Raw genomic sequence first — 24,662 nt, forward strand, 5'->3', positions numbered from 1 at the left:
GCCCCCCAGAACATCGATCTCGTGCAACTCAAACGCAAATGGATGATCCGTGGGACAAGATATCGAACTGACGGCTTCGGACGGTTTCAAACTGGGCGGCTATCGCGCCGATCCCGCAGGTCGGCCGGAAGCGGCGATCGTGGTGATCCAGGAGATTTTTGGCGTCAACCACCACATCCGCTCGGTGTGCGACCGATTGGCGGGCGAAGGCTATGTCGCGATTGCGCCGTCGATTTTCGATCGCACGCAACCGAACTTCCAATGCGGCTATTCGCCTGACGAGATTGCAAACGCACGAAAGTTCATCGCCAATCCGGATTGGGCCGCGATGCTGCGCGACACCCAGGCCGCGATCGACGCCGTGAAGGATGTCGGCCCGGTCGGCATCATCGGCTTCTGCCTCGGCGGCAGCATCGCCTACGCGGCGGCGACCAAATTGTCGGGGTTGTCTGCCGCGGTCGGCTATTACGGCGGCGCCGTTGTCCGCTTTGCCGACGACAAGCCGCAAGTGCCGACGCAATTGCATTTCGGCGAAAAGGACGCGGGCATTCCGCTAACCGACGTCGAAACCATCAAGGCCAGGCGGCCGGAGGTCGAAGTCCATATCTATCCCGGCGCGCAGCACGGCTTTCACTGCGACGAACGCGCCAGCTACAACAAGGCCAGCGCCGATATCGCCTGGCCGCGCAGCCTGGCGTTTTTCGCCAAGCATTTTTAGAAATAGGCGCGCAATCTCTCCGCCGTCATTCCGGGATGGTCCGAAGGACCAGACCCGGAATCTCGAGATTCTCAGGTGCGCAATTGCGCACCATAGTTCGTGCTATCGCACGCCCCGGAATGACAAGGTGGCTAGCCCCGCCTCACTCGCCCTTGACGCCGGTAGCCTTCACGACATCGGCCCATTTCGCGTGGTCGCGGAGCAGGACTTTCTCGAACGTTTCCGCCGATCCGCCCACCGGCACGAGGCTGAGCGTCTCGATCCCGGCGACGCCCTCGGGCGAGGCGATGATGCGGGCGAGTTCGTCCGAAAGCTTCTTCACGATCTCCTTGGGCGTCGCGGCGGGCACGAACACGCCAAGCCAGCCTTCGATCTCAAAACCGGGGTAACCGAGTTCGGCCATCGTCGGCACGTCAGGCAACGCTTTCCTGCGCTTCTCGCCGCCAACCGCCAGCGCCCTGAGCTTGCCCGCCTTGATTTGCGAGCTCGCCGTGGTCAGGTCCTGGAACGCCGAGGTAACCGTGTTAGCGAGCAAGTCGTTCGTGAGAGGAGCCGAGCCGCGATAGGGGACATGGGTCATGTCGATATTGGCGGTCTTCTTGAGCAATTCGCCGTAGAGGTGGGACGTCGTGGCGTTGCCGAAGGTGCCGTAAGGCTTGCCGGGGTTCGCCTTGGCATAGTCGATCAGCTCCTTGACGGACTTGATCGGCTGCTGCTCGGGGACCACCAGAACGATGGTCGACAGCGCGATCTGGGTGACCGGCGCGAGATCCTTGAAGACATCGTAGGGCAGCTTCGTAACGAGGCTCGGCGCCTGAATGATCTGCGTGATGCCGATCAGCACGGTGTAGCCATCGGGCTGCGCCTTGGCCACATAGTCGTTGCCGACCACGCCGCCGCCGCCCGACTTGTTCTCCACGAGGACGGTCTGCTTCCACGACTCCGACAGCTTGTTGGCAAGCAGACGGGCGAGCACGTCGGTGGCGCCGCCCGCAGGATAGGGCACCACGAAGGTGATGCGGCGGCTCGGATAGGGATCCGCCGCCGATGCTTGATGCGAAGAAGCGCACAAGGCGGTCACGGCGATGGACGCGAGCAACGCTGCCGCAGTCACCGCGCGCACCACGCGGACCGGCAAATGATAGTTCATGGTCACACTCCGGATTGCAGGCACTCTACCGACAAACCGGCGCGCCTAGATTTGAACGACGGCTTTCTACATCGCTGCAGCGCAAGATGGAACATGGTTTCGAACGCATTCAGTGCATAGCGCCAATTCATCGCACCGACCCGGTCCGACGCTGCTGCAGGGCGCCAGGGCACGTGCGGAACCGCATGACTGCTACCGCAAGTTAGATCGCTCTGTCGGATTGATCCCGCAACATGATGCAGTGCGCAGCGTCCTGCGCTGGCGCGAAACGGATGGTGAATTTTCTTGGTCAAATGCAAGGCATTTGCCTGACACAAATGCTCAAGAAGAGAGCCGGCTCAAAATGACCGTGTGATGAAAGGGTGCTGCGCTTTAGAACCAGCGCTCGCTGACCATCACGGTGTCGCCGGGGCTGATCGGGCTGCCGGGCGGGACCGTGAAACGTGACGTGCCGGACGCATCGGTGTGGGTGACCGTGACGCTGTCGCGGCGGGCGCGCGGCGAGAAGCCGCCGGCGATCGCCACCGCGCTCTCGACCGTCATGTTGGGGACGTAGGGATATTGCCCGGGTGCGGCGACCTCGCCGAGGATGAAGAATGGCCGATAGGCTTCGATCTCAACGGCGACCGATGGTTCCCTGATAAAGCCGGCGCGCAGTTTCGCTGAAATCTCCGCCGCCAGTCCCGCCGTGGTGCGGCCGCGCGCCCGCACTGAGCCGATCAGCGGCATCGTGATGGCGCCGCCGGCGTCGATCGCGTAGGTGTTGGTCAGGCCCTCCTGGCCATAGACGACGACGCGCAGTTTGTCGCCGGCATCGAGATGATAGGCCGCGTCGTATCGCGCGGGCGCGGGTTCGGCATAGGCGGCAGGCGCGGCAACAACGGCGGGTGCCGGCGCCGTGCGTGGCGCCGCGGCAAAGGCGGCGCGAAGCGCGCCAATGGCGCCACCACCGGAATCGACCGCGACCGTCCGCGGCGGCGGACTGTTGAGCTGGCCATAGGCCATCTGGTCGAGATCGCCTTGCGGCGCGACCGCAACCGGGCCGGTCGTGCGCAGGCAGCCCGACAGCGCGAGCGCGGTGATGATCGCAGTGATCGGTATTCGAAACGCGCGCACAACCCGCACCTAGGCCATCCCTCAAAGCGAGACAGCTCTAGTCTTGTACCGGGTATGGTTAATAAACGGTTTTTGGAAGGTGGAGTAACCAAAGGAGGGGATGACTCCCTCTCCCCGTTCTTCACGGGGAGAGGGAGAAAGAAACAATCAAGCACTCACGCCGACGCCGATTGGGCAGGACACGCCGGTGCCGCCTAGCCCGCAATAGCCCGCCGGATTCTTGGCGAGATATTGCTGATGATAGTCCTCGGCGAAATAGAATTCGCCCGCCGGCGTGATCTCGGTGGTGATGGCGCCAAGGCCCTTCGCCGCCAGCGCCTTCTGGTACGTAGTCTTCGACGCGTCGGCGGCTTGGCGCTGTGCGTCTCCAAACGTGTAGATCGCCGAGCGATACTGGGTACCGACATCGTTGCCCTGGCGCATGCCCTGCGTCGGGTCGTGACTTTCCCAGAACGTCTTCAGGAGCTGCTCGTAGGTGATCTTCTTCGGATCGAACACGACCAGCACCACTTCGGTGTGGCCGGTGCGGCCCGAGCAAACCTCTTCATAGGTCGGGTTGGGCGTATGCCCGCCAGCATAACCGACGGCGGTCGCATAGATGCCGTCGCCGAGTTCCCAGAACTTGCGCTCTGCGCCCCAGAAGCAGCCCAATCCAAAAACTGCCTGTTCGAGGCCCGCAGGATAGGGTGGCTGAAGCTTGCGGCCGTTGACGAAATGCGTGGTCGCGGTCGGTATCGGGGTGGCACGGCCCGGCAGCGCTTCGGCTGCGCTCGGCAACGCGGTGGTCTTGCGCATGAACAACATGGAGCACCTCCAGGCGGGACATCGGCGGACGCGACGGCATCGGCCGGTCGGACTTCTATATATGTCTTTGCGCCTGTTACCGCAGCCCTGTTACCCGACCCGGGGCGGGCACCGGCCGGGTCAGTCCCGCGAATAGCCTATCAACGGCTTGCGCGGCCGGAACAGGATCATGAGCAGAATGCCGACCACGCCCAGCACGGCGAAAACCGGCTGGTCCAGCAGGACCTTTACGACACTGTTCCAGAGCCAGGGTGCGTTACCCTCGATCCAGGTCCGGAACGCAAGCTGGCTGGACTGATGGACGTCGTTCCAAAACTGGCCGAACCGGGTAAATCGCAGGGTCTGGTCGGCAACGAAACGGGCCCCATCATAGACCATGAAGATGAATCCGCCGGCCAGAAGAAGCAGGCCTATAAGCCGGAAAAAACCGCGGATCATGCGTCACCTTATATCTGTCGCCCCCAAAAGGCCGTCAGCCAATACCGGGAGCACCCCGGAAATTCAACCTCGTCAGCACCTTACGCGCCCCGTTCCGCCGCCTTTTCCGGCCCTTCGGGAGGCCGGAAAGCGTTGACGGTGCAGGATGCGCCCTCTATAAGACCCCCAATGGCGGCGGGCGCAATCCCGCCGCCGCTGTTCTTTGAGCAGCGCCGCTTGCGGGAGCATTTGGCTTCCGTCCATGGCATCCTCAAGAACGGCTTACGTTACGAACACCCTGGAAAATACAACCAGCGATCACGCAATTTGAACGGCCGGCGCGCTCAAGGGCCGACCACCCGAGCGATGACAGCCGAAGGATAGTTGAGAACATGGCCAATACGACTTCCGCCAAAAAGGCGACCCGCAAGATTGCCCGCCGCACCATTGTCAACAAGTCGCGGCGCACCCAGATGCGCGGCGCGGTCCGCACCGTCGAGGAAGCGATCAAGAGCGGCGACCGCAATGCGGCACTGGAAGCGATGAAGCGCGCGGAACCAGAACTGATGCAGGCGGCGCAGCGCAACATCATTCACAAGAACAATGCGAGCCGGAAGGTGTCGCGCCTGACGCATGCGATCGCCAAGCTCGCGAAGTGAACTGACAGAAATAGATATTCGTCAAAAGCCCGGCGTCGCCGGGCTTTTCTTTTTCTGCCATGCCGGCGCATGAGCACGAGCCGAAATTCATTTTCGTTACAGACGTGCATCCTGTTGGATTTCGGACACACACCAAAGGCCGCGCGTCGGATCGACCGTGACAATTCAATTGCGTCGTTGCTGAGCGCCGGCTTGCGTGTCATATTTCGGGCACCCGTAGTTTTACGAGGTGCAACTTGTGCACCGGCGTCGTCATGCGCATTTGCGAGAAGCGCGATCGCGGCGGCTGACCTGATCAGACAACACCCGCCTCCTCCGCCGGCGGAGCTCGCGCGAGTTACCCTGCAAAAGCAATTCCGAAAAGCTTCGTCTCGCTAATCACTTATCCACATAGCGAGGACAAGCGTTTTGAAAATTGGTCCCGGTAACCAAGATTGTAACGGTTTCTTAAAAAATTTTGCGCGTGCGGCGAAAATTGTCACGCTCGTTCGCGCCGCGGGATTCTCTGCGCTGATTCAAAAACTTGGTGTGGAGTGTCGCATTTGCAGTGTTGCAACACAGCCGAAGAGTCACGCGACATCGTCGAATCACGGATTGTCAGAAATCACGCTTGGTGTATTTGTTACTCGTTCGCGACGCTCAAGGCTCTCCTGACCAGCGCGGTTTGAGACCCAAGAGCGACGTGCAAATCGGCGGCGGTGTGCGCGTTAGCGACGCTTTCCAAGCGAAGCTGAGTTGGTAACTCATAGCAATATGAGGGCGGTTGTTCTGTGTCTAAATTTCCCGGCGTGGCGCTAACGTTTGAAGCGCGTTCCGGACAAGGGGAATAAGATGCTTGCCGACCATGCAGCGATTGGGAACGCGAAGCTCGTGAACGTGTTGAAGACGACAGACTGAGGTACGCGGGCGGACGCAGCGGTCGAACAAGCGGATGTTCGGTAGCGGCAGACTGGCTTTGAAACACTGGTGATCTGGTTACTCGTCGCGCGTTCTCGCGGCGAGAGGGGGAGGTACTATGCTTTACGGAATCAACGCGACATTCAGCACGCCTATTTCCATCGAGACCGCTTCAGAATTCCTGAACAACGTTTTTGGCCGTCCACCTACGCGAGCTCCACACCGAGCGTCGAGTACGCGCTGACCTCGCGGCAGCCCTCCACTCCATCCAGCCTTTGATCTGTGCAACGGCGATTCCGCCGAACGTTAGATCTGTGCCTGGTGGTTGAAGCGCCGCGCCGAGGTCACCTCTGGCAGGAAACCCGCAAGGGTACCGTCAGCCGATTTCACAAAACACCATTACTCATTCAGAAAAGTTCTCAGGCAATGACAAATACGGAACAGGATCGCTGGTCGCGCGTGAAGGGGCGGTTGCGGACGACTGTGGGCGAGGACGTCTACACGAGTTGGTTTGCGCGCATGGACCTCGAAGGCGTGCAGGACGAAAGCGTCCATCTGTCGGTGCCGACCCGCTTCCTCAAGAGCTGGATCCAGGCGCACTACGCCGACCGTGTCCTGACCTGCTGGCAGGCCGAGATGCCGGAAGTGCACCGGATCGACCTCACCGTGCGCACCGCGATGCGATCCGCCGCGCCCGTCAAGGAACCGACCGCGCCGGCCGACCAACGCCGCATCGAGCAGACCAATGGCCGGCCCGCGCCTGAATTGCGCGCGACCGCCACTGCGCCGGTGTCCGCCAGCCATGATGCGCTCGGCGGCTCGCCGCTCGACCCGCGCCTGACGTTTGCAAGTTTTGTCATCGGTCGCTCGAATACCCTCGCCCATGCGGCGGCGCGCCAGGTTGCAGAAGGCCGCCGCGGCGATCCCGTGATGTTCAACCCGCTCTACATTCACGCCGGCGTCGGCCTCGGCAAAACCCATTTGCTGCAGGCCGTGACATGGGCCGGCAATTCGGGGAACGAGCGCAAGGTGCTCTATCTCACCGCTGAAAAATTCATGTACGGCTTTGTCGCTGCGTTGAAGACGCAGACGGCGCTGGCGTTCAAGGAGGCGCTGCGCGGCATCGACGTGCTCGTGATCGACGACCTGCAGTTCCTGCAGGGCAAGTCGACCCAGGCCGAGTTCTGCCATACGCTGAACGCGCTGATCGATGCCGGACGACAGGTGGTGATCGCCGCCGACCGCCCGCCGTCCGATCTCGAAAGCCTCGACGACCGCGTGCGCTCGCGGCTGGCCGGCGGTCTCGTTGTCGAGATGGGCTCGCTCGGCGAGGAGCTGCGGCTCGGCATCCTGAAATCGCGCGTGGCGGCAGCGCGCGCGCATCATGCGAGCTTCGATGTGCCGGAGGCGGTGTTGGATTATCTGGCGCGCACCATCACCCACAACGGCCGCGACCTCGAAGGCGCCATCAACCGCCTGCTCGCCCATTCCAAGCTCAACGCGCAGCCGGTGACGTTGGAAATGGCAGAGCGCGAAGTGCGCGACCTGATCCGTCCGCAGGAACCGAAGCGGATCAAGATCGAGGACATCCAGCGGGTTGTCGCCCGGCAATACAATGTCAGCCGTTCGGATCTCTTGTCGTCGCGGCGGACCGCGAACGTGGTTCGCCCGCGCCAGGTGGCGATGTATCTGGCAAAGACGCTGACACTGCGCTCGCTGCCCGAGATCGGCCGGCGGTTCGGCGGACGCGACCACACCACGGTGCTGCACGCCGTGCGCAAGATCGAGGCACTGGTGGCCCGGGACATTGCGCTGTCCGAAGAGGTCGAGTCGCTGAAGCGGCAATTGCAGGAGTAGCGGCAGCGGGACCCGCCACTTTAGGGCCTAGCTCCTCCCCGCCTCTCCCGCCCCTGGTCTCAGGAGCGGGAGAATTTTTTCTGCCGCCATTTTTCGCCCCAAAAGTGGGGGAACGGCGGCCTGCTCCCTTGCACCGGCGCCCCATCCGCGCCACCTTGCGGTCCCCCCGGGGGTTTGATCAAATCCGGTCGTGATCCGGCTTTTCGGGTTTCCAATGCCGCGGCGCTGCCTTGACGGGCCGCCCGGCTTTTCCATCTCTGGCGGATATTGCAATGAAGGTCACCGTCGAACGCGCGCAACTGCTGAAATCGCTGGGTCACGTCCATCGCGTGGTCGAGCGCCGCAACACCATCCCGATCCTCGGCAACGTGCTGGTCCGCGCCGAAAACGCCAGGCTGTCGCTGAAGGCGACGGACCTCGATCTGGAGGTGACCGAAACGCTGGCGGCGGAGACCGGAACCGCCGGCTCCACCACCGTGCCGGCACATATGTTCTATGACATCGTCCGCAAACTGCCCGACGGCGCGCAGATCGTGCTGGAGGCCGACGGCGACCGCTCGGTAATGGCCATCCGCGCCGGCCGCTCGCGCTTCACCCTACAGACCCTGCCCGAAAGTGATTTCCCCGATCTCGCCGCCGGCGACATGACGCATTCGTTCTCGCTCACGGCTGCCGACGTCAAGCGCCTGATCGACCGTACGCAGTTTGCGATCTCGACCGAAGAGACCCGCTATTACCTCAACGGCATCTACCTGCACACGGCCGGCAGCGCCAAGGCCGCGACGCTGCGCGGGGTTGCGACCGACGGACATCGGCTGGCGCAGATCGATCTGGCGCTGCCCTCCGGCGCCACCGGCATGCCCGGCGTGATCGTGCCGCGCAAGACGGTGGGCGAAGTGCTGCGGCTGATCGAGGACAATGAAGCCGAAGTCAAAATCGAGCTGTCGCAGGGCAAGATCCGCTTCACCCTCGGCAATGTCGTGCTGACTTCAAAGCTGATCGATGGAACCTTCCCGGATTATGGCCGCGTCATTCCGCAGAACAACGACAAGGAATTGATCGTCGACAAGAAGGATTTCGAGGCGGCGGTAGATCGCGTCTCGACCATTTCGAGCGAGCGCGGCCGCGCCGTAAAGCTGGCGCTGTCCGCCGGCAAACTCGTGCTGTCGGTGACCAATCCGGATTCCGGCAGCGCTACTGAAGAGCTCGAAGTCGAATACGCCTCCGACGCGCTCGATATCGGCTTCAACTCGCGCTACCTGCTCGACATCGCCGCCCAGATCGAAGGCGAAGTCGCGGTCCTCCGCCTCGCCGACCCTGGCTCGCCGACCCTGGTACAGGACAAGGATAACAAGGGCGCACTCTACGTGCTGATGCCGATGCGGGTTTAAGGCGCTTTCTGTTCGCTCGCACAGTCACTAGATTGCGTCATGGCCGGGCTTGTCCCGGCCATCCACGTCTTGGGACCAGCAAGGACGTGGATGCCCGGGACAAGCCCGGGCATGACGAAGGATAATGATGACCCCCTCGCGCATCCACCGCCTGTCGCTCACGCACTTCCGCAATTATCGCGCGGCGAGTGTGCGGGTGCGCGGCGATATGGTGGTGCTGGTGGGCCCGAACGGCGCCGGCAAGACCAATTGCCTGGAGGCGATCTCGTTTCTGTCGCCGGGACGCGGCCTGCGGCGCGCGACGCTGGAGGATGTCGCCGACAATCAGGGCGACGGCTCCTGGGCAGTGGCGGCCGAGGTCGAGGGCGCGCTGGGCCTGGCTACGCTCGGCACTGGCATCGATGCGCCGGCTGCGGACGCCGCTTCCAGCCGGCGCTGCCGGATCGACCGCGAGCCGGTAGGTTCGGCGGCCGCGTTTGGCGATCATTTGCGCATGGTGTGGCTGACGCCGGCGATGGACGGCCTGTTCCTTGGCTCTGCTTCGGAGCGGCGGCGCTTCTTCGACCGCCTGGTGCTGGCGATCGACAGCGAGCATTCCAGCCGCGTTTCCGCGCTGGAGCGCTCGCTGCGTTCGCGCAACCGCCTGCTCGAAGTGCGCAATTATGACGACCATTGGTGTGACGCGATCGAGCGCGAAACTGCCGAGCTGGCGGTTGCGGTTGCCGCCACGCGCGGCCAGACCGTGACTAGACTGGCGGCGATGCTGCGTGAACGTGGCGCGGCTTCGGCCTTTCCGTCGGCGCAGATCATGCTCGACGGCTGGATGGAGAATGCGCTGGTCAATGAATCCGCAACCGCCGTGGAGGATCGCTACCGCGAGATCCTGCGCGCCAGCCGCGCCCGCGACGCCGCCGCCGGCCGCACGCTGGACGGGCCCCATCTCACGGACTTGCAGGTGATCTACGCGCCAAAAAACATGCCGGCGCGCGACGCCTCCACCGGCGAGCAGAAGGCGCTGCTGATCGGACTGGTGCTGGCCCATGCCACGCTGGTCGCCGAGATGACCGGGATCGTGCCGCTGCTGCTGCTCGACGAAGTCGTCGCGCATCTTGATCCCGTGAGGCGCAAGGCGCTGTTCGATGAACTCGCAAAGCTCGGCGCGCAGGTCTGGATGACCGGCGCCGATCCGGCGGCTTTCGTCGATATCGGCGCGGCCGGCGAGATTTTTGACGTCGAGTCTGGCCAAGTGAGCCGCCGCGCCTGAGGCCTGCGAACCGGCCTTGCTTGAACCAAATCCTGCATCGCAACGACTAGCGTTCGGAAGCGGCGTGACCACGGCGCAGCCCTCGTGGCCGCGCGGCCGAAAACGGCCAATCAGTACCGGAGATGAAAATGCCCAACACCAAGCGCCGGATCATCCCGGCCCGAAAACACCTGTTGCCGCTGATCTTCGCGATCGCCGCCGCGGTGCCGCTTACAGCCAGAGCCGACAGCGGCATCGTCGACGTCCGCACGCTGCCGCGCCTGGAAGGCGGCGTCGAAGATCCCTCTCGTACCCAGTCCCATAGCCTCAGCTACAGCGTTGGCACCGCCGTCGCGATCACGACCGAAGCCACCAAGAAACTGCTCACCGACGACGACTGGTTGCAATTTTTGCGGCCGCTGGACGAGAAGAGCACCATCCTCACTTTCAAGAAGGCCGGGCAAGGGCTGAGCGTACGTTTCACCCAGGGCCTCGGCCGTCCCGATCAATCCGTCGTGCACTACAACTCTGACCGGATCACCTCGAACGTACCATTCCCGCCCGAGGCCACCGACATCGTGTTTGACCAGCACCGGCCCTATCTCGGCTGCATCGCGCCTGCCGCCGTCGACGCCCCGCTCGATTTCTTCCGCAAGGAGATGGCTGCGATCGGCTGGAAACAGCTCACCGCCGCCGATACCGCGGCACGATGGCCAAACGCAGAGTTCAGCGAGACCATCGAGAACGGCATCCGCGCCTACTACACCCATGATGATGGCGACGGCTTCTATCGGCAACGTCCGATCATGCTGACGCTGCAGCGGCGAAGCGACGGCCGGACCGGGGTTGAGATCCGGGTTGCGCCGTTCGCACTACCCCAGACACTGGAAGCCGATTCCGAAATGGCGGGCCTGCCCAAGCCGAAGCCGACCAAGTCCGCGAAGAGCTTAGGCGGTTCCGATTCCGTCCGCCGCCAGCTCGAGGTCGCGGTCATCGCCGAGCTTCCCGCAACGCTTGCCTTCTATCGCCGCGAACTCGCAAACCGTAACTGGAGCGAAGAGGCGAAGGGCGCGGTCGTTACGCCTGACAACGTCACGCTGAATTTCTCCTCCGCCGAGCAGACTGCAATGCTGACGCTCGGGCGCAAGTACGACCTGACCGTCGTCAGTCTCGTCACGCAGATGACGGAAGCGGCGATAGCCGCACGTGCGAGGGCGAAGAAGGAAGCCGACGAGAAGTTCATGAAGGACACCGCTGCTATGGCGAAGCAGGTGATCGCCGCCGACGAGGCGCGGCGGGTTACGCAAGCCGCCAATCTGTCGGATGCGCCGCTGCGTGCGCTTGCCGACAGTTCGACACCGGTGCCCTTGCCGGAGAATGCGGAGAACGTGAAATTCGACGGCGGCGACGGCAGGCTCGAATTCAATTCCGCTTCCAGCGTGAAGGCCGTCGCAGCCTTTTATCGCAGCTCCCTGCAGGCGCAGGGCTGGAAGGAGAAGCCCTCGGTCATCAACCAACCCAATATGGCGCTGATGGAATTTTCCAAAGGCCGCAAGGCGCTGTCGCTGACCGTCATGCAGATGGGCCCCAAGGTCCGCGTCAGCGCCAACGGATCGGCGCTCGTGATGGCAAACGTCGCATCGGAAGGCGCGAAGACGCCGGGCGGCCCGTCCGGCAAGGCCGTGGCAGAAGCGCTCGATCCCGATCCTAATTCCGCCTTGCCGGTGCCGAAGCAGCGCACCATGACTTCGATGGGTACCGGCAAAATGCCCGGCAGCGATGCCCCGTTCCGCAGGGAGCTGGAGGCCAGTATCCCAGCCGAACTCAACACGGTGCTCGCCTTCTACCGTAGCGAACTCGGCAGGCGCGGCTGGCAAGAGACCGAAGGTGCCATTGTGAAGCCGGACCATGCGCAACTGGCGTTCACCCTCTCCCGATGGTCCGGCCACCCTGAAGCTTGGCCGCAGGAACGGCGAGATTACGGTCAATCTCGCACAAAAATATCCGGCGGCAGCCGCCAAGGCCGACGTCGTGCCGAAGCCGGGCCAATCAAAGCTGATATTCGGCAATATCGGCAAGCACGACGCCACGGTTTCGATCAACAAGCAGACGATCAAGATCGCCGCCGGCGCCGGCGGACCGCAATCGGCAAGGCCGCCAATGATCGATCTGCTGCCGGGCAAATACCAGTATGCGCTGAAAATCGCGGGCGGGCCGGCGCGCAATAACCAGATCGAGATCGGGGCCGGCGACACCTGGGGCGTGATGATCGGGCCCGGCGGCGACGTGCTGCCGCTGCAGATGTACTGAGCGCGCTATCGCGGCTTGCTCGCAGACGCTTCGCTGCCGAGCAAGTGGTCGATGATCGATCCGATCAGGAACACCGACGCCTTTTCGGTCAGGTGGACCTGATCGCTCGCGGTCAAATCGCCTGCCGCATCGCCAATGCGCGTCAGGCATCCCTGCGCATTGCAAAGGACGTCTGATGCCGAGATGAATTCCGCACCGAGCGGCTCGAGCCTGGCGCGCATGATGGCATCGTAGGCGGTGGGCGGGATGCCGTTGGGCGAACGCTGCGGGATCAGCGTGCGATGGAGCATGAAATATCGGAGCACTTCGGACGGAAGCCCGCGCCGCCACATCGGCACCCCGCCGAGAACAACGACGCGGGCATCTGTCTCCCTCTTCAGCGCGGCCACCGTCTCGGCCACGTTATCGAGATGTTTTTCCCAGGTTCCGTGCAGCAATACGACGTCGGGCTTGATCTGCCGAACCAGCGACAAGACCTTGTCATTCATCGCCCGGCAATTGGGCATGCTCGCGATGTCGGCGTTCAGCGCCGGAATGCAGGAGCTCGAGGTGAGCTGCGCAATGCCGAAGCCTCGCTCCTCCTGCGCTTTGCGCAGGCCCGGTAACAGCGCGCCGGCGGTCGAATCGCCCCATATCAGAACCAGCGGCCGCCGATCGCGCTCGACGCAGGTGTCGGCAAACGTCATTTCGCGGCTGAGATCGAGCAGGCATTCGCGAAACCGCCATTTGAAGCTCTCGGTCGTCACATTGGCCATCGTGCGGATTTCCGGCGGCAGCCGGAAGTCGAAGCCGCGCGCCCAGACGACCGCGCCACCTGCGACCGCGATCATCGCCATGCCCGCCCCAAGCCCGAACATTTTGCGCCGGCTTGGGACGCCGAACCGGATCGGCATCTCGACAAACCGGTAAGTCGCCCAGGCCAGCAGCGCGCTCGCAAGCAATATCAATTCGCGTTCCGGCAAGGTCAGCGGACCGAATTTGATAATCCCGCCGAACACCAATAGCGGCCAGTGCCAGAGGTAGAGCGGGTAGCTGATCAACCCGATCCACACCATTGGCGGGCTCGCAAGCAAGGCGCGGTTCACCCAGGCCGCAGGCGATGACAGCAGAAGCGCGGTACCTGCGACCGGCAGCACCGCCCACCAGCCCGGAAAGGCGCGATGGCTGTCGAGGATCACGGCCGCCGTCGCGATCAGCGCCACGCCGATCCAGGCGCGCCAATCGCTTGCTTTGACGCTGTGGCCGACCCTGTTCCAGCCGTACGCCAACGCCGCCCCGGTGAGCAGTTCGAAGGCCCGCGTAAACGGCAGATAGAAGGTCGCAACGGGATTCGAGCCGATCAGCGCGACGTTGAGCAGGAAAGACCCGATGCCGAGCACCACGGCCACCGCCATGATGCTCGTTCGCATCCGGGCTGCGAGCATCAGCAGCAGCGGCCAGAACAGATAAAACTGCTCCTCGATGCCGAGGGACCACAGGTGCAGCAGCGGCTTCCTGGCGGATTCGACGTCGAAATACCCGGACTGCAGCAACAGCGCGATATTGGCCAAAAACGCCGCGCTGGCGAAACTGTCGCTGCCGAGCTGCGCGAAGGCTGAGGGCAGCATCCAGAACCAGCCCAGTAGCAATGTCGCAGAGAGCACCACGATCAGTGCCGGGAAGATGCGCCGGATCCGCCGGTTGTAGAATTCGATCAGACTGAAGCGACCGAGTTCCAGTTCGCGCGCGATGATTCCCGTGATCAGAAAGCCCGAGATCACGAAGAACACGTCGACGCCGATGAAGCCGCCCGGCATGGCGTCCGGGAATGCATGGAAATTCAGGACCAGTATCACGGCGATGGCCCGGAGGCCGTCGACATCCGGCCGATATTTTGGGGAAGGCGAGGTCAATTGGAGGGCTAACCCGGGATCGCTGTGAACGGCGGGCAACGACTACAAGCTGCCGCACCGCCTTCTCTAGCAGCTCCGCAGCAGACTGCCATTTCCCATCGCGCGGTGTCCAAGAATCCGGCGATCGAGGGCGCAGAATCAGCCTTCGATTCGCGCTTTTCGGGGCCTCCAGAATCGGCCCTTGGAGACCTTGAAAAAGCGTAAAAAACCACCATTTATTCAACAACTTGCACACAGAGAGTTTGCGCTAGGCGCGGTGCCTGTTTCATGGCACAAATAGATCAATCAGCGCCTCATATTGCGCAGCTGATTCGGGACACCCTCGAAGGCCTCACATGACAGAACCTGCCCGGCGGACCCCTGCCGACACTGAGCATCCCATTCCCGTTGAATATGGTGCGGAATCGATCCGGGTGTTGAAGGGCCTCGATGCCGTTCGCAAGCGGCCGGGCATGTATATCGGCGACACCGATGACGGTTCCGGCCTGCACCACATGGTCTACGAGGTCGTCGACAACGCCATCGACGAGGCGCTCGCGGGCCACGCCACGCGCGTCGAAGTAATCCTCAACGCGGACAATTCCGTGACCGTGCGCGACGACGGCCGCGGCATTCCGGTCGACATCCACAAGGGCGAAGGCATCTCGGCCGCCGAGGTCATCATGACCCAGCTCCACGCCGGCGGTAAGTTCGACCAGAACTCCTACAAGGTTTCCGGCGGACTGCACGGCGTCGGCGTCTCCGTCGTCAACGCGCTGTCGAGTTCGCTGAAGCTCAGGGTCTGGCGCGACGACAAGGAGCATTTCGTCGAGTTCGCCCACGGCGACGCGCTGGCACCTTTGAAGGTGGTCGGCGAGGCCAAGGGCAAGCGCGGCACCGAGGTGACCTTTCTCGCCTCGAGCGAGACCTTCAAGAACATCGAGTATGATTTCGCGACGCTGGAGCACCGGCTGCGCGAGCTCGCCTTCCTCAATTCCGGCGTTCACATCATCCTCTCCGACATGCGTCACGCGGTCGAGAAGCGCGAGGAGATGCGCTACGACGGTGGCGTTGAGGAGTTCGTCAAATATCTCGACCGCAACAAGAAGGCGATCGTGCCTGTCCCGATCATGGTGCGGTCGGAATCCAATGGCATCGGCGTCGAGGCGGCGCTGTGGTGGAACGACAGCTACCATGAGAACGTGCTGTGCTTCACCAACAACATCCCGCAGCGTGACGGTGGCACCCATCTCGCCGGTTTCCGCGGCGCGCTGACACGCCAGGTCAACGGCTATGCCGACGCCAACGCGAAGAAGGAAAAGATCGCGCTGACCGGCGATGATTGCCGCGAAGGCCTCACCGCCGTGCTGTCGGTGAAGGTGCCGGACCCGAAGTTTTCGTCGCAGACCAAGGACAAGCTGGTGTCCTCGGAAGTGCGCCCGGTGGTCGAGAACGTCATCAACGAGGCGCTGGCGGCGTGGTTCGAGGAGCACCCGTCTGAGGCCAAGGTCATCGTCGGCAAGGTGATCCAGGCGGCGGCCGCGCGCGAAGCCGCCCGCAAGGCGCGCGAACTGACGCGCAAGAGCCCGCTCAGCGTTTCCTCGCTGCCCGGCAAGCTCGCCGACTGCCAGGAGAAGGATCCAGCCAAGTCCGAACTGTTCATCGTCGAGGGCGACTCGGCCGGCGGCAGCGCCAAGCAGGGCCGCAACCGCGAATTCCAGGCGGTGCTGCCGCTGCGCGGCAAGATCCTCAATGTCGAGCGCGTCCGCACTGACAAGATGCTGTCGTCAGAGCAGATCGGCACACTGATCACCGCGCTCGGCACCGGCATCAGCGACGACTTCTCCGCCGACAAGCTGCGCTATCACAAGATCATCGTGATGACGGACGCCGACGTCGACGGCGCCCACATCCGCACGCTGCTCTTGACATTCTTCTACCGGCAGATGCGCGAATTGATCGACCGCGGCCACCTCTATATCGCGCAGCCGCCGCTCTACAAGGTGACGCGCGGCAAATCCGAGCAGTACCTGAAGGACGAGCGCGCGCTGGAGGATTATCTGATCGCGACCGGCCTCGATGACTGCGTGTTCAAGCCGGCGTCGGGTTCGGAACGCGGCGGGCGCGACCTGCTGTCGCTGGTGGAGGACGCGCGCGTCATCCGCGGCATCCTGAACAATCTGCACAGCCGCTATAACCGCAAGGTGGTCGAGCAAGCCGCGATCGCGGGCGTGCTCAACCCGAGGATCACCGGCGATATCGCCACCGCCAATGCGGCCGCCGACTACATCGCCAGGCGTCTCGATGCGCTGGCCGACGAGGTCGAACGCGGTTGGATCGGGCGCTTCACCGAAGGCGAAGGCTTCTTCTTCGAGCGGACCATCCGTGGCGTCAAGGACGTTGCCATCATCGATGATGCCCTGCTCGGCTCGGCCGACGCGCGCAAGCTCGACGACTATGCCGTAAGACTTCAGGAGGCCTATCCGAACCCGACCGGGGTGTTGCGCCGTAAGGATTCGGAAACCGCCGTTTATGGACCGGTCAGCCTGTTCGAGGCAATAACCGACGCCGGTCGCAAGGGCGTCGCGTTGCAGCGCTACAAAGGCCTCGGCGAGATGAACCCCGATCAGCTCTGGCACACCACGCTCGATACCAACGGGCGTTCGCTGCTGCAGGTGAAGGTCAAGGAGGTCGACGAGGCCGACGACATCTTCACCAAGCTGATGGGTGACGTGGTCGAACCGCGCCGCGAATTCATCCAGGATAATTCGCTCAGCGCCAATGTCGACGTGTGAGGCAGGACGCGCCCATGCCGCCCATTCAGTACATCGTTGAAGGCGGCCACCGGCTGGCGGGAACAATCGAGCCCTCCGGCAACAAGAATTCTGCGCTGCCGATTATCGCGGCCGCCCTGCTCACCGAGCATCCGGTCACGCTGGAAAACGTGCCGCGCATCCGTGACACCGAAACGCTGGTCGAACTGATCCGCTCGGTCGGCGCTTCCGCCGAATGGCAGGCGCGCAATACGCTTGCGATCCACGCCAAGGAGGTCCGCGCCGCCGATCTCGATCCTGAACTTTGCGCGCGGATCCGTGCCTCGATCCTGCTGGCCGGGCCGCTATTGGCTCGCTGCGGCGAGGTGGCGCTGCCGCCGCCCGGCGGCGACGTCATCGGACGCCGTCGTCTCGATACGCATTTCCTCGCCTTCGAGCAGTTAGGTGCCACCGTCACCGCCACCCACCGGCTGGAATTCCGCGCCTCCCGCCTCGTGGGTGCCGACGTCTTTCTCGACGAGCCGAGCGTGACGGCCACCGAGAACGCGCTGGTCGCGGCGGTCGCCGCTCACGGCACCACATTCTTGCGCAACGCGGCCTCCGAGCCGCATGTACAAGACCTCGCACATTTCCTGGTCGCGCTCGGCGCCAAGATCGAGGGCATCGGCACCAACACCATCATCGTGCACGGCCCGGCGACGCTTGGCGGCGCAAGCTATTCGATCCAGCCCGACCATATCGAAGTCGGCTCGCTGATCGGACTTGCCGCGGTGACGCGCTCGCCGCTGCGCATCGCCAAGGCCGGCGTCGAGCATCTGCGCTCCATCCGGATGGGATTTGAACGGCTCGGCATCGTCTGCGGCGTCGAGGGCGACGATCTCGTGGTGCCCTCGGGCCAGACCATGAAGATCCATGACGATTTCGGCGGCCATGTGCCGAAGCTTGAGGACCAGCCGTGGCCGGCCTTCCCGGCCGACCTGATGTCGATTGCGATCGTGACCGCGACGCAATGCGACGGCGTCATCCTGATGTTCGAAAAAAATGTTCGAGTCGCGGATGTTCTTCGTCGACAAGCTGATCTCGATGGGCGCCCGTATCGTGCTGTGCGACCCGCATCGCGCGATCGTGGCCGGCCCGAGCCGGCTGCGCGGCGCGCCGATGACTTCGCCCGACATCCGCGCCGGCATGGCGATGCTGCTGGCGGCGGTCGCGGCCGAAGGCACATCAACGATCAACAACGCCGACCAGATCGAGCGCGGCTACGAGCGCATCGAGCAGCGGCTCAACGCGCTGGGCGCGCGAATCACCCGAGTTCCGGCACGCGACGGCCACTAGAGCCTTTCGGTTCTGATCGAATCAGAATCGGGCTCTAGATTCTTGTTTTGACGCGTTTTCTTGACGCGAACCGGTGTCCACCCCGGATCAAGTCCGGGGCAGGCTTTCGCTGGGCTGCGGACGCCGGCGTCACTTTTTCGACCTTCGCCGGTGTTAGTCTGTTGCAATGACCTCGCTCGAAAAAATCGAACGCGCAGCGATTGCGCCGCCCGTCTCTGCGGCCGTGCCCGGCCGTCACCTCGCGATCGAGCTTGCCGAGACGCTCAAACTCGCGGTGCCGATCGCGCTGACCCAACTCGGGCAGATCGCGATGATGACGACCGACATTGCCCTGATCGGCCGGCTCGGCAGCGAGGCCATGGCTGCGGCTGCGCTGGCGCATACCGTCTTCTTTGTCAGCTTCACCTTCGGCATGGGACTGGTGTCTGCCGTAGCGCCCTTGGCAGCGCAGGCGTTTGGCGCACGCAATCCGCATTTGATCCGGCGGTCGCTCCGCGTCGGCATGTGGGCTGCATTCCTGATGTCGCTGCCGATGATGGCGCTGTCGTTCTACGGCGAACCGATCCTGTTGGTGCTGGGCCAGGCGCCGACGGCTGCGCGCCTTGCGCAAGAATATCTACTCGGCCTGACCTGGAGCGTCTTGCCCGCGCTGTGGTTCATGGCGATTCGCGGCTTCATGAGCGCGGTCAACCGGCCCGAGCCGATCCTGTGGATCACGCTCGCCGCGATCCCGGCCAATGCGCTACTGGTCTATCTCTTGCTGTATGGCGCCTTCGGCCTGCCGCAGCTTGGCCTGTTCGGCGCGGGATTGGCGACCTCGATCGTCAATCTCGGCACATTCTTGGCGGGCCTGTGGTTTGCCGCACGGCGCCGCCCATTCCGAAAATTTCAGATACTCGGCCATTTCTGGCACGTCGACTGGAAGCTGATGCGGCAGCTCGTTGTGATCGGTGCGCCGATCTCGCTCTCCTTCCTGCTCGAATACGGCCTGTTCGGCGCCGCGGGTCTGCTGATGGGCATCATCAGCACCACCGCGCTGGCGGCGCATCAGATCGCGCTGCAGGTCGCGGCCATCCTGTTCATGGTGCCGTTCGGCATCGGCATGGCCGCCACCGTGCGGGTGGGACACGCCATCGGCCGCGGCGACGCCGGCGCGGTGCGGCGTGCCGGCTACGTCGCAACCTGGCTCGGCATCGTACTGGCGGCGATTCTGACGCTCGCGGTGGTGATCAGCCGCTTCGGCATTGCGGAGATTTTTCTCGGCGAGAACACCGACGCAACGGCCGAACTCTCGGCAACGCTGCTGCTGGTCGGATCGACCTTCTTCATCGCCGACGCCATCCAGACGATTGCCGCCGGCTCATTGCGCGGCATGAACGACACGCGCGTGCCGCTGTTGTTCGCGATCCTCAGTTACTGGTTGATCGGGTTCGCCTGCGCCTGCTGGCTCGGCTTCTGGACCTCGCTGGGCGCCGTCGGCGTGTGGAGCGGACTCTCGGTCGGGACCGCTATCTATGCCGTGCTTCTGGTGTTGCGCTTCCGGCTGCTGGCGAGCAAGCCGCGGCGATGGCGAGCCTGACCGCGAGCGCCAGTTGCGTCTTCCGCGCCCGGAGCGCACCAAGCATGCGTTTTGCGAAGGCCATCATGCGCCGCGCTCCGAATCTGCACATCGCGTCTGTGCTAGACGACGTCAAGCACGGCTGGCGCCTGCGACGGGAGGCGGCTTGAAAAGGTCAAGTCGGCCCGCCTACCCTGCCCGGCAGAACGAGGAAACACGATGGCCCACGAAACCGCAACGCTCGCAGCCTATGTCGCCGACCTGAAATTTGGAGATATTCCGCCCGAGGTGCTGGAGCGCGCCAAGGTCCTGACGCTGGATTTCCTCGGCAGCACGATCCGGGCGCGGCGCGATGCGGAATCCACGCCCTCGCTGCTGAAGATGCTGGAAGCACTGGCGCTGGACGGCAAGGGCGAGGCCACGGTGTTCGGCGATGCGAAGACCTGGACGCCCGCGGTCGCCGCGCTGCTTAACGGCGCGCTCGGCCATTCCCTCGATTTCGACGACACACATGCCGACTCCTCGCTGCACCCGAGCGCACCCGTGGTGCCGGCGGCGTTTGCGGTCGGCGAAATGGTCGGCGCATCCGGGCGCAACGTGCTGACAGCGATCGTGGCCGGCTATGAAGTGTGCTGCCGTCTCGGCAACGCACTCGATCCCACCTCGCATTATGCGCGCGGCTTTCATCCGACCGCGACGGCGGGAACCTATGGCGCGGCAGCCGCCGCGGGAAAGCTGTTCGGCCTCTCGAAGGACCAGATCATTTCGGCCTTCGGCGTGTCCGGCAGCCAGGCTGCGGGTTCGCTGCAGTTCCTAGTCAACGGCGCTTGGAACAAGCGCTATCAGGTCGGCGCCGCCGCGATGAACGGCGTCATTGCCGCCACGCTGGCACGCAACAATTTTGTCGGCTCGACCGAGTCGGTCGAGGGCAAGCATGGCCTCCTCGTCGGCTACAGCGACGACGCTCATCCCGACAAGGCTGTCGCCGGCCTCGGCAAGACCTATGAGACGCTGCGGATCGGCGTGAAGCCTTATCCGAGCTGCCGCTATACTCATGCGGCGCTCGATGCGCTGATCGCGATGCGCAGGGAGCACAATCTGACGCCGGATCAGATCAAGCGGGTCGAGATTGGCCTGCACCGCAACGGCATCACGCTGACTGGCGATGCCGCCACCAAGCGGCATCCGACCTCGATCGTCGGCGGGCAATTCTCGATGTTCTTCACCGGCGCGTTGGCGCTCGACCAGGGCCGTTTTGGCTGGGACGATTACGAGCGGCTCGGCGATGCCGCCGTCAATGCGCTCGCGGATAAATTCGACGTGGTGCAGGACGATCGCCTGGAAATCGGCCGCACCCATCCCTTCGGTGCGCGCGTCTCGATCACCACCGACGACGGCGTGCATGAGCGTCTCTACGCCGATCCCTCCGGCGAGCCGGATACGTTTCCCGACGCGCAGGCGATGCAGCAAAAATTCCTCACGCTCGCCCGCCCCGTGCTGAACGGCCGCGCCGACCAGCTCGCCGACGCGATCCTGTCGCTGGAAAGATTTGATCGCGTCGAGAAGGCCACGCAATTGGGACGGCAGTAACCAGGCTATCGCCACGTCGGCGGTGTTACCCTCCCCTTGAGGGGGAGGGTCGACGCTCATGAAATGAGCGGCGGGGAGGGTGACGGTCTCTCCACCTCTGACAGCGCCCGAGCGGAGAGATCACCCCACCCCGTCTCGCATTTCGCTGCGCTCCATGCGAGCCGACCCTCCCCCTCCAGGGGAGGGTGGCACCTCAATTCGCGCCCGCCAGCTTTCGCTTGCTACCGGTTGCCGCCACCACATCTCGCACGAGCTTGAACACGCCGTCGGCTTCCGGCGGCCAATTCGGCGAGCGCCCGAGCCGGACGATCACCAGCCGTTCGGAGGGCACGACGATCACGTATTGCCCGAGCGTGCCCTTCGCGTAGAACGCGTCGCGCGGCCAGCCGCGCTCGGTGCGGTAGGCTGCGCCAAAACTGTCGCCGAGATTGGTCCAGAAGCCGGCGCCCTGGCCGACCCAGGCGTTCGGTGTCGGCGTCGCCGTATATTTCACCCAGCCTTCGGGGAGGATGCGCTTTCCACCGGCAACGCCATCGTTGAGATAGAGCTGGCCGAAGCGCGCCCAGTCGCGCGCACTCGCCAGCAACTGGCTCGATCCTTCCGCATTGCCCGAGGCGTCGAATTCGAGCGTCACATTGCGCATGCCGAGCGGCTCGAACAATTCCTGCCGTGCGAAGCCGATCATAAGGGCCGCGCGGCCGCCGGTGGCCTGGCGGATCAGATGCGCGAGGATGACAGTGTTGCCGTCGTGGTAGTTCCACGCAGCGCCTGGCGTCGACTCCAGCGGCATGCTTCCCGCATAGGCGGCCATATCAGGCTCCATGAACTTCATGCGATTGACCGGCTCGAGCGCGGACGCCAGCGAGGCCTGCAGCGAACTGCCGAGCTTCAGCCCCGCGGTGTGCCGCAGCAGATGATCGAGCGTGATGGCGCGCCTTGGATCACCAGGCTGTTGCCACGCGGCGAGCGCCCCGGGCTCGTGCAGCTTCAGCACGCGCTTGCGCACGAGAATGCCGGCCAGCGCCGAGATGACCGATTTGGTGGCGGAGAAGCCAAGCAGCGGGGTGTCGATGCCGATGCCCTCGGCATAGCGTTCGGCCACGATGCGCCCGTCCTTCAGGACCACCACAGCGCGGGCGTTGCGCGGCGTCGACCTGTCCGGCTCGGCGAAGGCGCGGTCAAGTGCGAGAGCCAGTTGCGGCGTCTGCGGTTCGACAATGGCATCGCCAGCGATGTCAGGCAGCAGCGCCGGCTTGGTCTCCGACGGAGGCAACACAATCTCCGCCACGGCACCATCATGATCGAGATAACAGCCGAGCCCTTCGCCGCGGTAGACGGCGTGGCTCCCGCCCAGGCCGAACAGCGTCACGGTGACGTCCTTGCGCGCGCGGTCGAGGCGATAGTCGAGCGCCCAGGCGATCAGGCCGGCGCCCGGCATCGCGGACGTGGTCTCGGCGAATACCCGCGCCGGGTCGAGGCCGGAGACGAAGGTCTCGGTGCAGAGCACGCTGGCGACGAAGCCGGTCGCGACCTTCGGCACGTCGCGGGCGCGGGCGACTGAGAGCGCGAGCGCACTGAGCGCCGTGGTGGCGGCGAGGATGAGGATGAGATTTCGTCTGGTCACGGAGGCCTCCGGCATGACGCATCAGCGCGTGCCGGGGATGTTGATGAGGCCGCCGCCGGCCGCTCGCCAGATTTGGAACTCGCGCTGGCCGAATGCTCGACACGCCTCGCCGATTCTAAAATTATACAGCAATAACAATATGATGCGGACTAGGCCGGGCTCGTCTTCAGCCGGCGATATTCGGTCGGCGTGACGCCTGTGATGGCCTTGAAGGCGCATCCATCGCGATCGTAATCACAGGCACCTCGGCCTGGCTTGGATCAGCCAGCGCCGCCTTGGCTTCGGCGATCCGGTGCTCGTTGAGGAAGACATTGAAATTGCGGTAGCCGAGCCGCTGGTTGATCAGCCGCCGCAGCCGGTATTCGGGAATGGCGAGTTTGGTCGCGAGTGTGCCGATGGTGACGTTGTCGTGGCGATAGATGCGCTCGTCGGCCATCAGGCGCGTCAGTGCATCGATGAGTTTTCGATCGGCGGCGCTGCACTCGGCGACGATCGCTGCTTCGATTGGATCGGCCTTGCCGACCGCGGCTGCCGGGAACAAATCGGCCCATCGACGCGCATCATCGCAATCGCGATTGCCGCGACCACCGCGGCCAGCACCGCCGAATTCAGCGTGTTGGCAAAGTCCGCGGCGCCGCTGCCGGACAGCGATATCTGCAGCACCGCATTCAGCCCGCCGTACAGTGCCGCTGCGCTGACGATGAAGAGGCGGACGCGTCGCCGGCCCTCGACCAGATCGGCCGACCAGGACGCGATGGTCTGCACGACGGCCAGCACGATGAAGCCGAGCGCGAGAATGTTGACCGCGATGATGGAAAACTGCACGCCGGATGCGGGCGCCAGCCACATGCAGTTGACCAAGCTGAAAGCTGCGACCGCCGCCCAGACCAGCGCGTGCCACCAGCGCAGTTTGAACGTCTCCTCGAACAGCGCGCGCGTAAACAGCCAGAACACCACGGCATTGCCGGTCGACAGCGCGATCACGGGCGCGAGCGCCGGAGCGACCTTCGATGTCACACCGATCGAAGAGGTCACGGCATGCGCCGCCGCCCCCACTGCAAAGGCCACTGCGAGCCGTCCGGCCAGTACCGTTCCAAATCCGCGAAACAGCGACACCGCCAGCACCAGGAGCAGCGCCACGGTGGCGCCGCGCAGGGCGATGTCGAAGGTGGATAGCAGCATCGGACGGTCCGTTGGCGCGGGTTATCGCCGCGCGGTCAATCTAGTGTGAATCGTTCTGTGGTTCAATTTCCGCCGATCAGCCTTTCCAGGCGCGCGGTCTCGATGATGGGACCATCGACCTTCAGCAATTTTGCGCCGGGCTTGAGCGGAGGGATCATTGGTTCAT

17 protein-coding genes and 2 pseudogenes are annotated in these 24,662 nt (G+C 63.9%); 12 read left to right on the forward strand and 7 right to left on the reverse strand.

From position 1 onward, the window contains the following. Window positions 1-49 precede the first annotated feature (49 nt). A complete protein-coding gene (locus ACFXS9_RS33315; RefSeq protein WP_392696552.1) occupies window positions 50-718 on the forward strand; it encodes a dienelactone hydrolase family protein in 669 nt (222 codons plus the stop codon). Window positions 719-860: 142 nt separating this feature from the next. On the opposite strand, the gene ACFXS9_RS33320 is transcribed toward ACFXS9_RS33315, so the two are convergent. From ACFXS9_RS33320 to ACFXS9_RS33335, 4 genes are all read right to left on the reverse strand, one after another. Continuing rightward, window positions 861-1,868, reverse strand: coding sequence for a Bug family tripartite tricarboxylate transporter substrate binding protein (locus ACFXS9_RS33320; protein ID WP_392696555.1), 1,008 nt, complete (start codon window positions 1,866-1,868; stop codon window positions 861-863). A gap of 372 nt (window positions 1,869-2,240) precedes the next feature. After that, window positions 2,241-2,984, reverse strand: coding sequence for a polysaccharide biosynthesis/export family protein (locus tag ACFXS9_RS33325; protein ID WP_392700154.1), 744 nt, complete (start codon window positions 2,982-2,984; stop codon window positions 2,241-2,243). Window positions 2,985-3,131: 147 nt separating this feature from the next. Then, complete coding sequence (msrA, locus tag ACFXS9_RS33330) at window positions 3,132-3,788, reverse strand: peptide-methionine (S)-S-oxide reductase MsrA (RefSeq protein WP_392696558.1); 657 nt, start codon at window positions 3,786-3,788, stop codon at window positions 3,132-3,134. A 120-nt stretch (window positions 3,789-3,908) separates the two neighbouring features. Beyond that, window positions 3,909-4,226 carry a hypothetical protein gene (locus tag ACFXS9_RS33335; RefSeq protein WP_392696561.1) on the reverse strand — a complete coding sequence of 106 codons (318 nt, stop codon included), beginning with the start codon at window positions 4,224-4,226 and terminating at the stop codon, window positions 3,909-3,911. A 168-nt stretch (window positions 4,227-4,394) separates the two neighbouring features. Between ACFXS9_RS33335 and ACFXS9_RS33340 the strand changes: the two genes are divergently transcribed. The 7 genes from ACFXS9_RS33340 to ACFXS9_RS33370 all read left to right on the forward strand — a co-directional run bounded on the left by ACFXS9_RS33340 (window position 4,395) and on the right by ACFXS9_RS33370 (window position 12,562). Then, window positions 4,395-4,589, forward strand: coding sequence for a hypothetical protein (locus tag ACFXS9_RS33340; protein ID WP_392696564.1), 195 nt, complete (start codon window positions 4,395-4,397; stop codon window positions 4,587-4,589). Window positions 4,590-4,597: 8 nt separating this feature from the next. Continuing rightward, complete coding sequence (gene rpsT / locus ACFXS9_RS33345) at window positions 4,598-4,864, forward strand: 30S ribosomal protein S20 (protein WP_028347803.1); 267 nt, start codon at window positions 4,598-4,600, stop codon at window positions 4,862-4,864. Window positions 4,865-6,187: 1,323 nt separating this feature from the next. Further along, window positions 6,188-7,618, forward strand: a complete 1,431-nt coding sequence (dnaA, locus tag ACFXS9_RS33350; protein ID WP_392696567.1) for a chromosomal replication initiator protein DnaA — start codon at window positions 6,188-6,190, stop codon at window positions 7,616-7,618. A gap of 272 nt (window positions 7,619-7,890) precedes the next feature. Continuing rightward, on the forward strand, window positions 7,891-9,009 hold the full coding sequence (dnaN, locus tag ACFXS9_RS33355) for a DNA polymerase III subunit beta (protein WP_065746476.1): 1,119 nt from the start codon (window positions 7,891-7,893) through the stop codon (window positions 9,007-9,009). Between the two features lie 127 nt (window positions 9,010-9,136). Next, window positions 9,137-10,273, forward strand: a complete 1,137-nt coding sequence (recF, locus tag ACFXS9_RS33360; RefSeq protein ID WP_392700156.1) for a DNA replication/repair protein RecF — start codon at window positions 9,137-9,139, stop codon at window positions 10,271-10,273. A gap of 128 nt (window positions 10,274-10,401) precedes the next feature. Further along, a complete protein-coding gene (locus ACFXS9_RS33365) occupies window positions 10,402-12,480 on the forward strand; it encodes a hypothetical protein (protein WP_392696571.1) in 2,079 nt (692 codons plus the stop codon). Further along, on the forward strand, window positions 12,413-12,562 hold the full coding sequence (locus ACFXS9_RS33370; protein WP_392696573.1) for a hypothetical protein: 150 nt from the start codon (window positions 12,413-12,415) through the stop codon (window positions 12,560-12,562). The genes ACFXS9_RS33365 and ACFXS9_RS33370 overlap by 68 nt, the downstream gene beginning before the upstream one ends. Before the next feature lie 5 nt (window positions 12,563-12,567). Here ACFXS9_RS33370 and ACFXS9_RS33375 read toward each other — a convergent pair whose 3' ends face one another. Further along, a complete protein-coding gene (locus ACFXS9_RS33375; protein ID WP_392696576.1) occupies window positions 12,568-14,493 on the reverse strand; it encodes an acyltransferase family protein in 1,926 nt (641 codons plus the stop codon). Window positions 14,494-14,789: 296 nt separating this feature from the next. Here ACFXS9_RS33375 and gyrB point away from each other — a divergent pair, with 296 nt between their 5' ends. The 4 genes and pseudogenes from gyrB to ACFXS9_RS33395 all read left to right on the forward strand — a co-directional run bounded on the left by gyrB (window position 14,790) and on the right by ACFXS9_RS33395 (window position 21,690). Further along, window positions 14,790-17,228, forward strand: a complete 2,439-nt coding sequence (gene gyrB, locus ACFXS9_RS33380; protein ID WP_392696579.1) for a DNA topoisomerase (ATP-hydrolyzing) subunit B — start codon at window positions 14,790-14,792, stop codon at window positions 17,226-17,228. Window positions 17,229-17,242: 14 nt separating this feature from the next. Further along, window positions 17,243-18,542, forward strand: a pseudogene (murA, locus tag ACFXS9_RS33385) (UDP-N-acetylglucosamine 1-carboxyvinyltransferase). Between the two features lie 166 nt (window positions 18,543-18,708). Beyond that, on the forward strand, window positions 18,709-20,121 hold the full coding sequence (locus tag ACFXS9_RS33390; protein WP_392696582.1) for an MATE family efflux transporter: 1,413 nt from the start codon (window positions 18,709-18,711) through the stop codon (window positions 20,119-20,121). A 198-nt stretch (window positions 20,122-20,319) separates the two neighbouring features. Next, on the forward strand, window positions 20,320-21,690 hold the full coding sequence (locus ACFXS9_RS33395; protein WP_392696585.1) for an MmgE/PrpD family protein: 1,371 nt from the start codon (window positions 20,320-20,322) through the stop codon (window positions 21,688-21,690). A 193-nt stretch (window positions 21,691-21,883) separates the two neighbouring features. Here the strand turns inward: ACFXS9_RS33395 and ACFXS9_RS33400 are convergent, their stop codons facing one another. Then, a complete protein-coding gene (locus tag ACFXS9_RS33400) occupies window positions 21,884-23,314 on the reverse strand; it encodes a serine hydrolase domain-containing protein (RefSeq protein ID WP_392696588.1) in 1,431 nt (476 codons plus the stop codon). Window positions 23,315-23,463: 149 nt separating this feature from the next. After that, window positions 23,464-24,496: pseudogene (locus tag ACFXS9_RS33405) on the reverse strand (helix-turn-helix domain-containing protein). Between the last annotated feature and the right edge of the window lie 166 nt (window positions 24,497-24,662).

This window comes from Bradyrhizobium sp. RDI18 (genome assembly GCF_043203335.1).
GTDB classification, from domain to species: Bacteria; Pseudomonadota; Alphaproteobacteria; order Rhizobiales; family Xanthobacteraceae; genus Bradyrhizobium; species Bradyrhizobium retamae.

Bases quoted from the DNA above. Each gene is read 5' to 3' on its own strand.
- ACFXS9_RS33320 (WP_392696555.1), bottom strand. From the start codon at position 1,868: ATGAACTATCATTTGCCGGTCCGCGTGGTGCGCGCGGTGACTGCGGCA.
- gyrB (WP_392696579.1), top strand. From the start codon at position 14,790: ATGACAGAACCTGCCCGGCGGACCCCTGCCGACACTGAGCATCCCATT.
- ACFXS9_RS33390 (WP_392696582.1), top strand. From the start codon at position 18,709: ATGACCTCGCTCGAAAAAATCGAACGCGCAGCGATTGCGCCGCCCGTC.
- ACFXS9_RS33395 (WP_392696585.1), top strand. From the start codon at position 20,320: ATGGCCCACGAAACCGCAACGCTCGCAGCCTATGTCGCCGACCTGAAA.
- ACFXS9_RS33340 (WP_392696564.1), top strand. From the start codon at position 4,395: ATGGCGGCGGGCGCAATCCCGCCGCCGCTGTTCTTTGAGCAGCGCCGC.
- dnaN (WP_065746476.1), top strand. From the start codon at position 7,891: ATGAAGGTCACCGTCGAACGCGCGCAACTGCTGAAATCGCTGGGTCAC.
- dnaA (WP_392696567.1), top strand. From the start codon at position 6,188: ATGACAAATACGGAACAGGATCGCTGGTCGCGCGTGAAGGGGCGGTTG.
- rpsT (WP_028347803.1), top strand. From the start codon at position 4,598: ATGGCCAATACGACTTCCGCCAAAAAGGCGACCCGCAAGATTGCCCGC.
- ACFXS9_RS33370 (WP_392696573.1), top strand. From the start codon at position 12,413: ATGATCGATCTGCTGCCGGGCAAATACCAGTATGCGCTGAAAATCGCG.
- msrA (WP_392696558.1), bottom strand. From the start codon at position 3,788: ATGTTGTTCATGCGCAAGACCACCGCGTTGCCGAGCGCAGCCGAAGCG.
- ACFXS9_RS33365 (WP_392696571.1), top strand. From the start codon at position 10,402: ATGCCCAACACCAAGCGCCGGATCATCCCGGCCCGAAAACACCTGTTG.
- recF (WP_392700156.1), top strand. From the start codon at position 9,137: ATGACCCCCTCGCGCATCCACCGCCTGTCGCTCACGCACTTCCGCAAT.
- ACFXS9_RS33335 (WP_392696561.1), bottom strand. From the start codon at position 4,226: ATGATCCGCGGTTTTTTCCGGCTTATAGGCCTGCTTCTTCTGGCCGGC.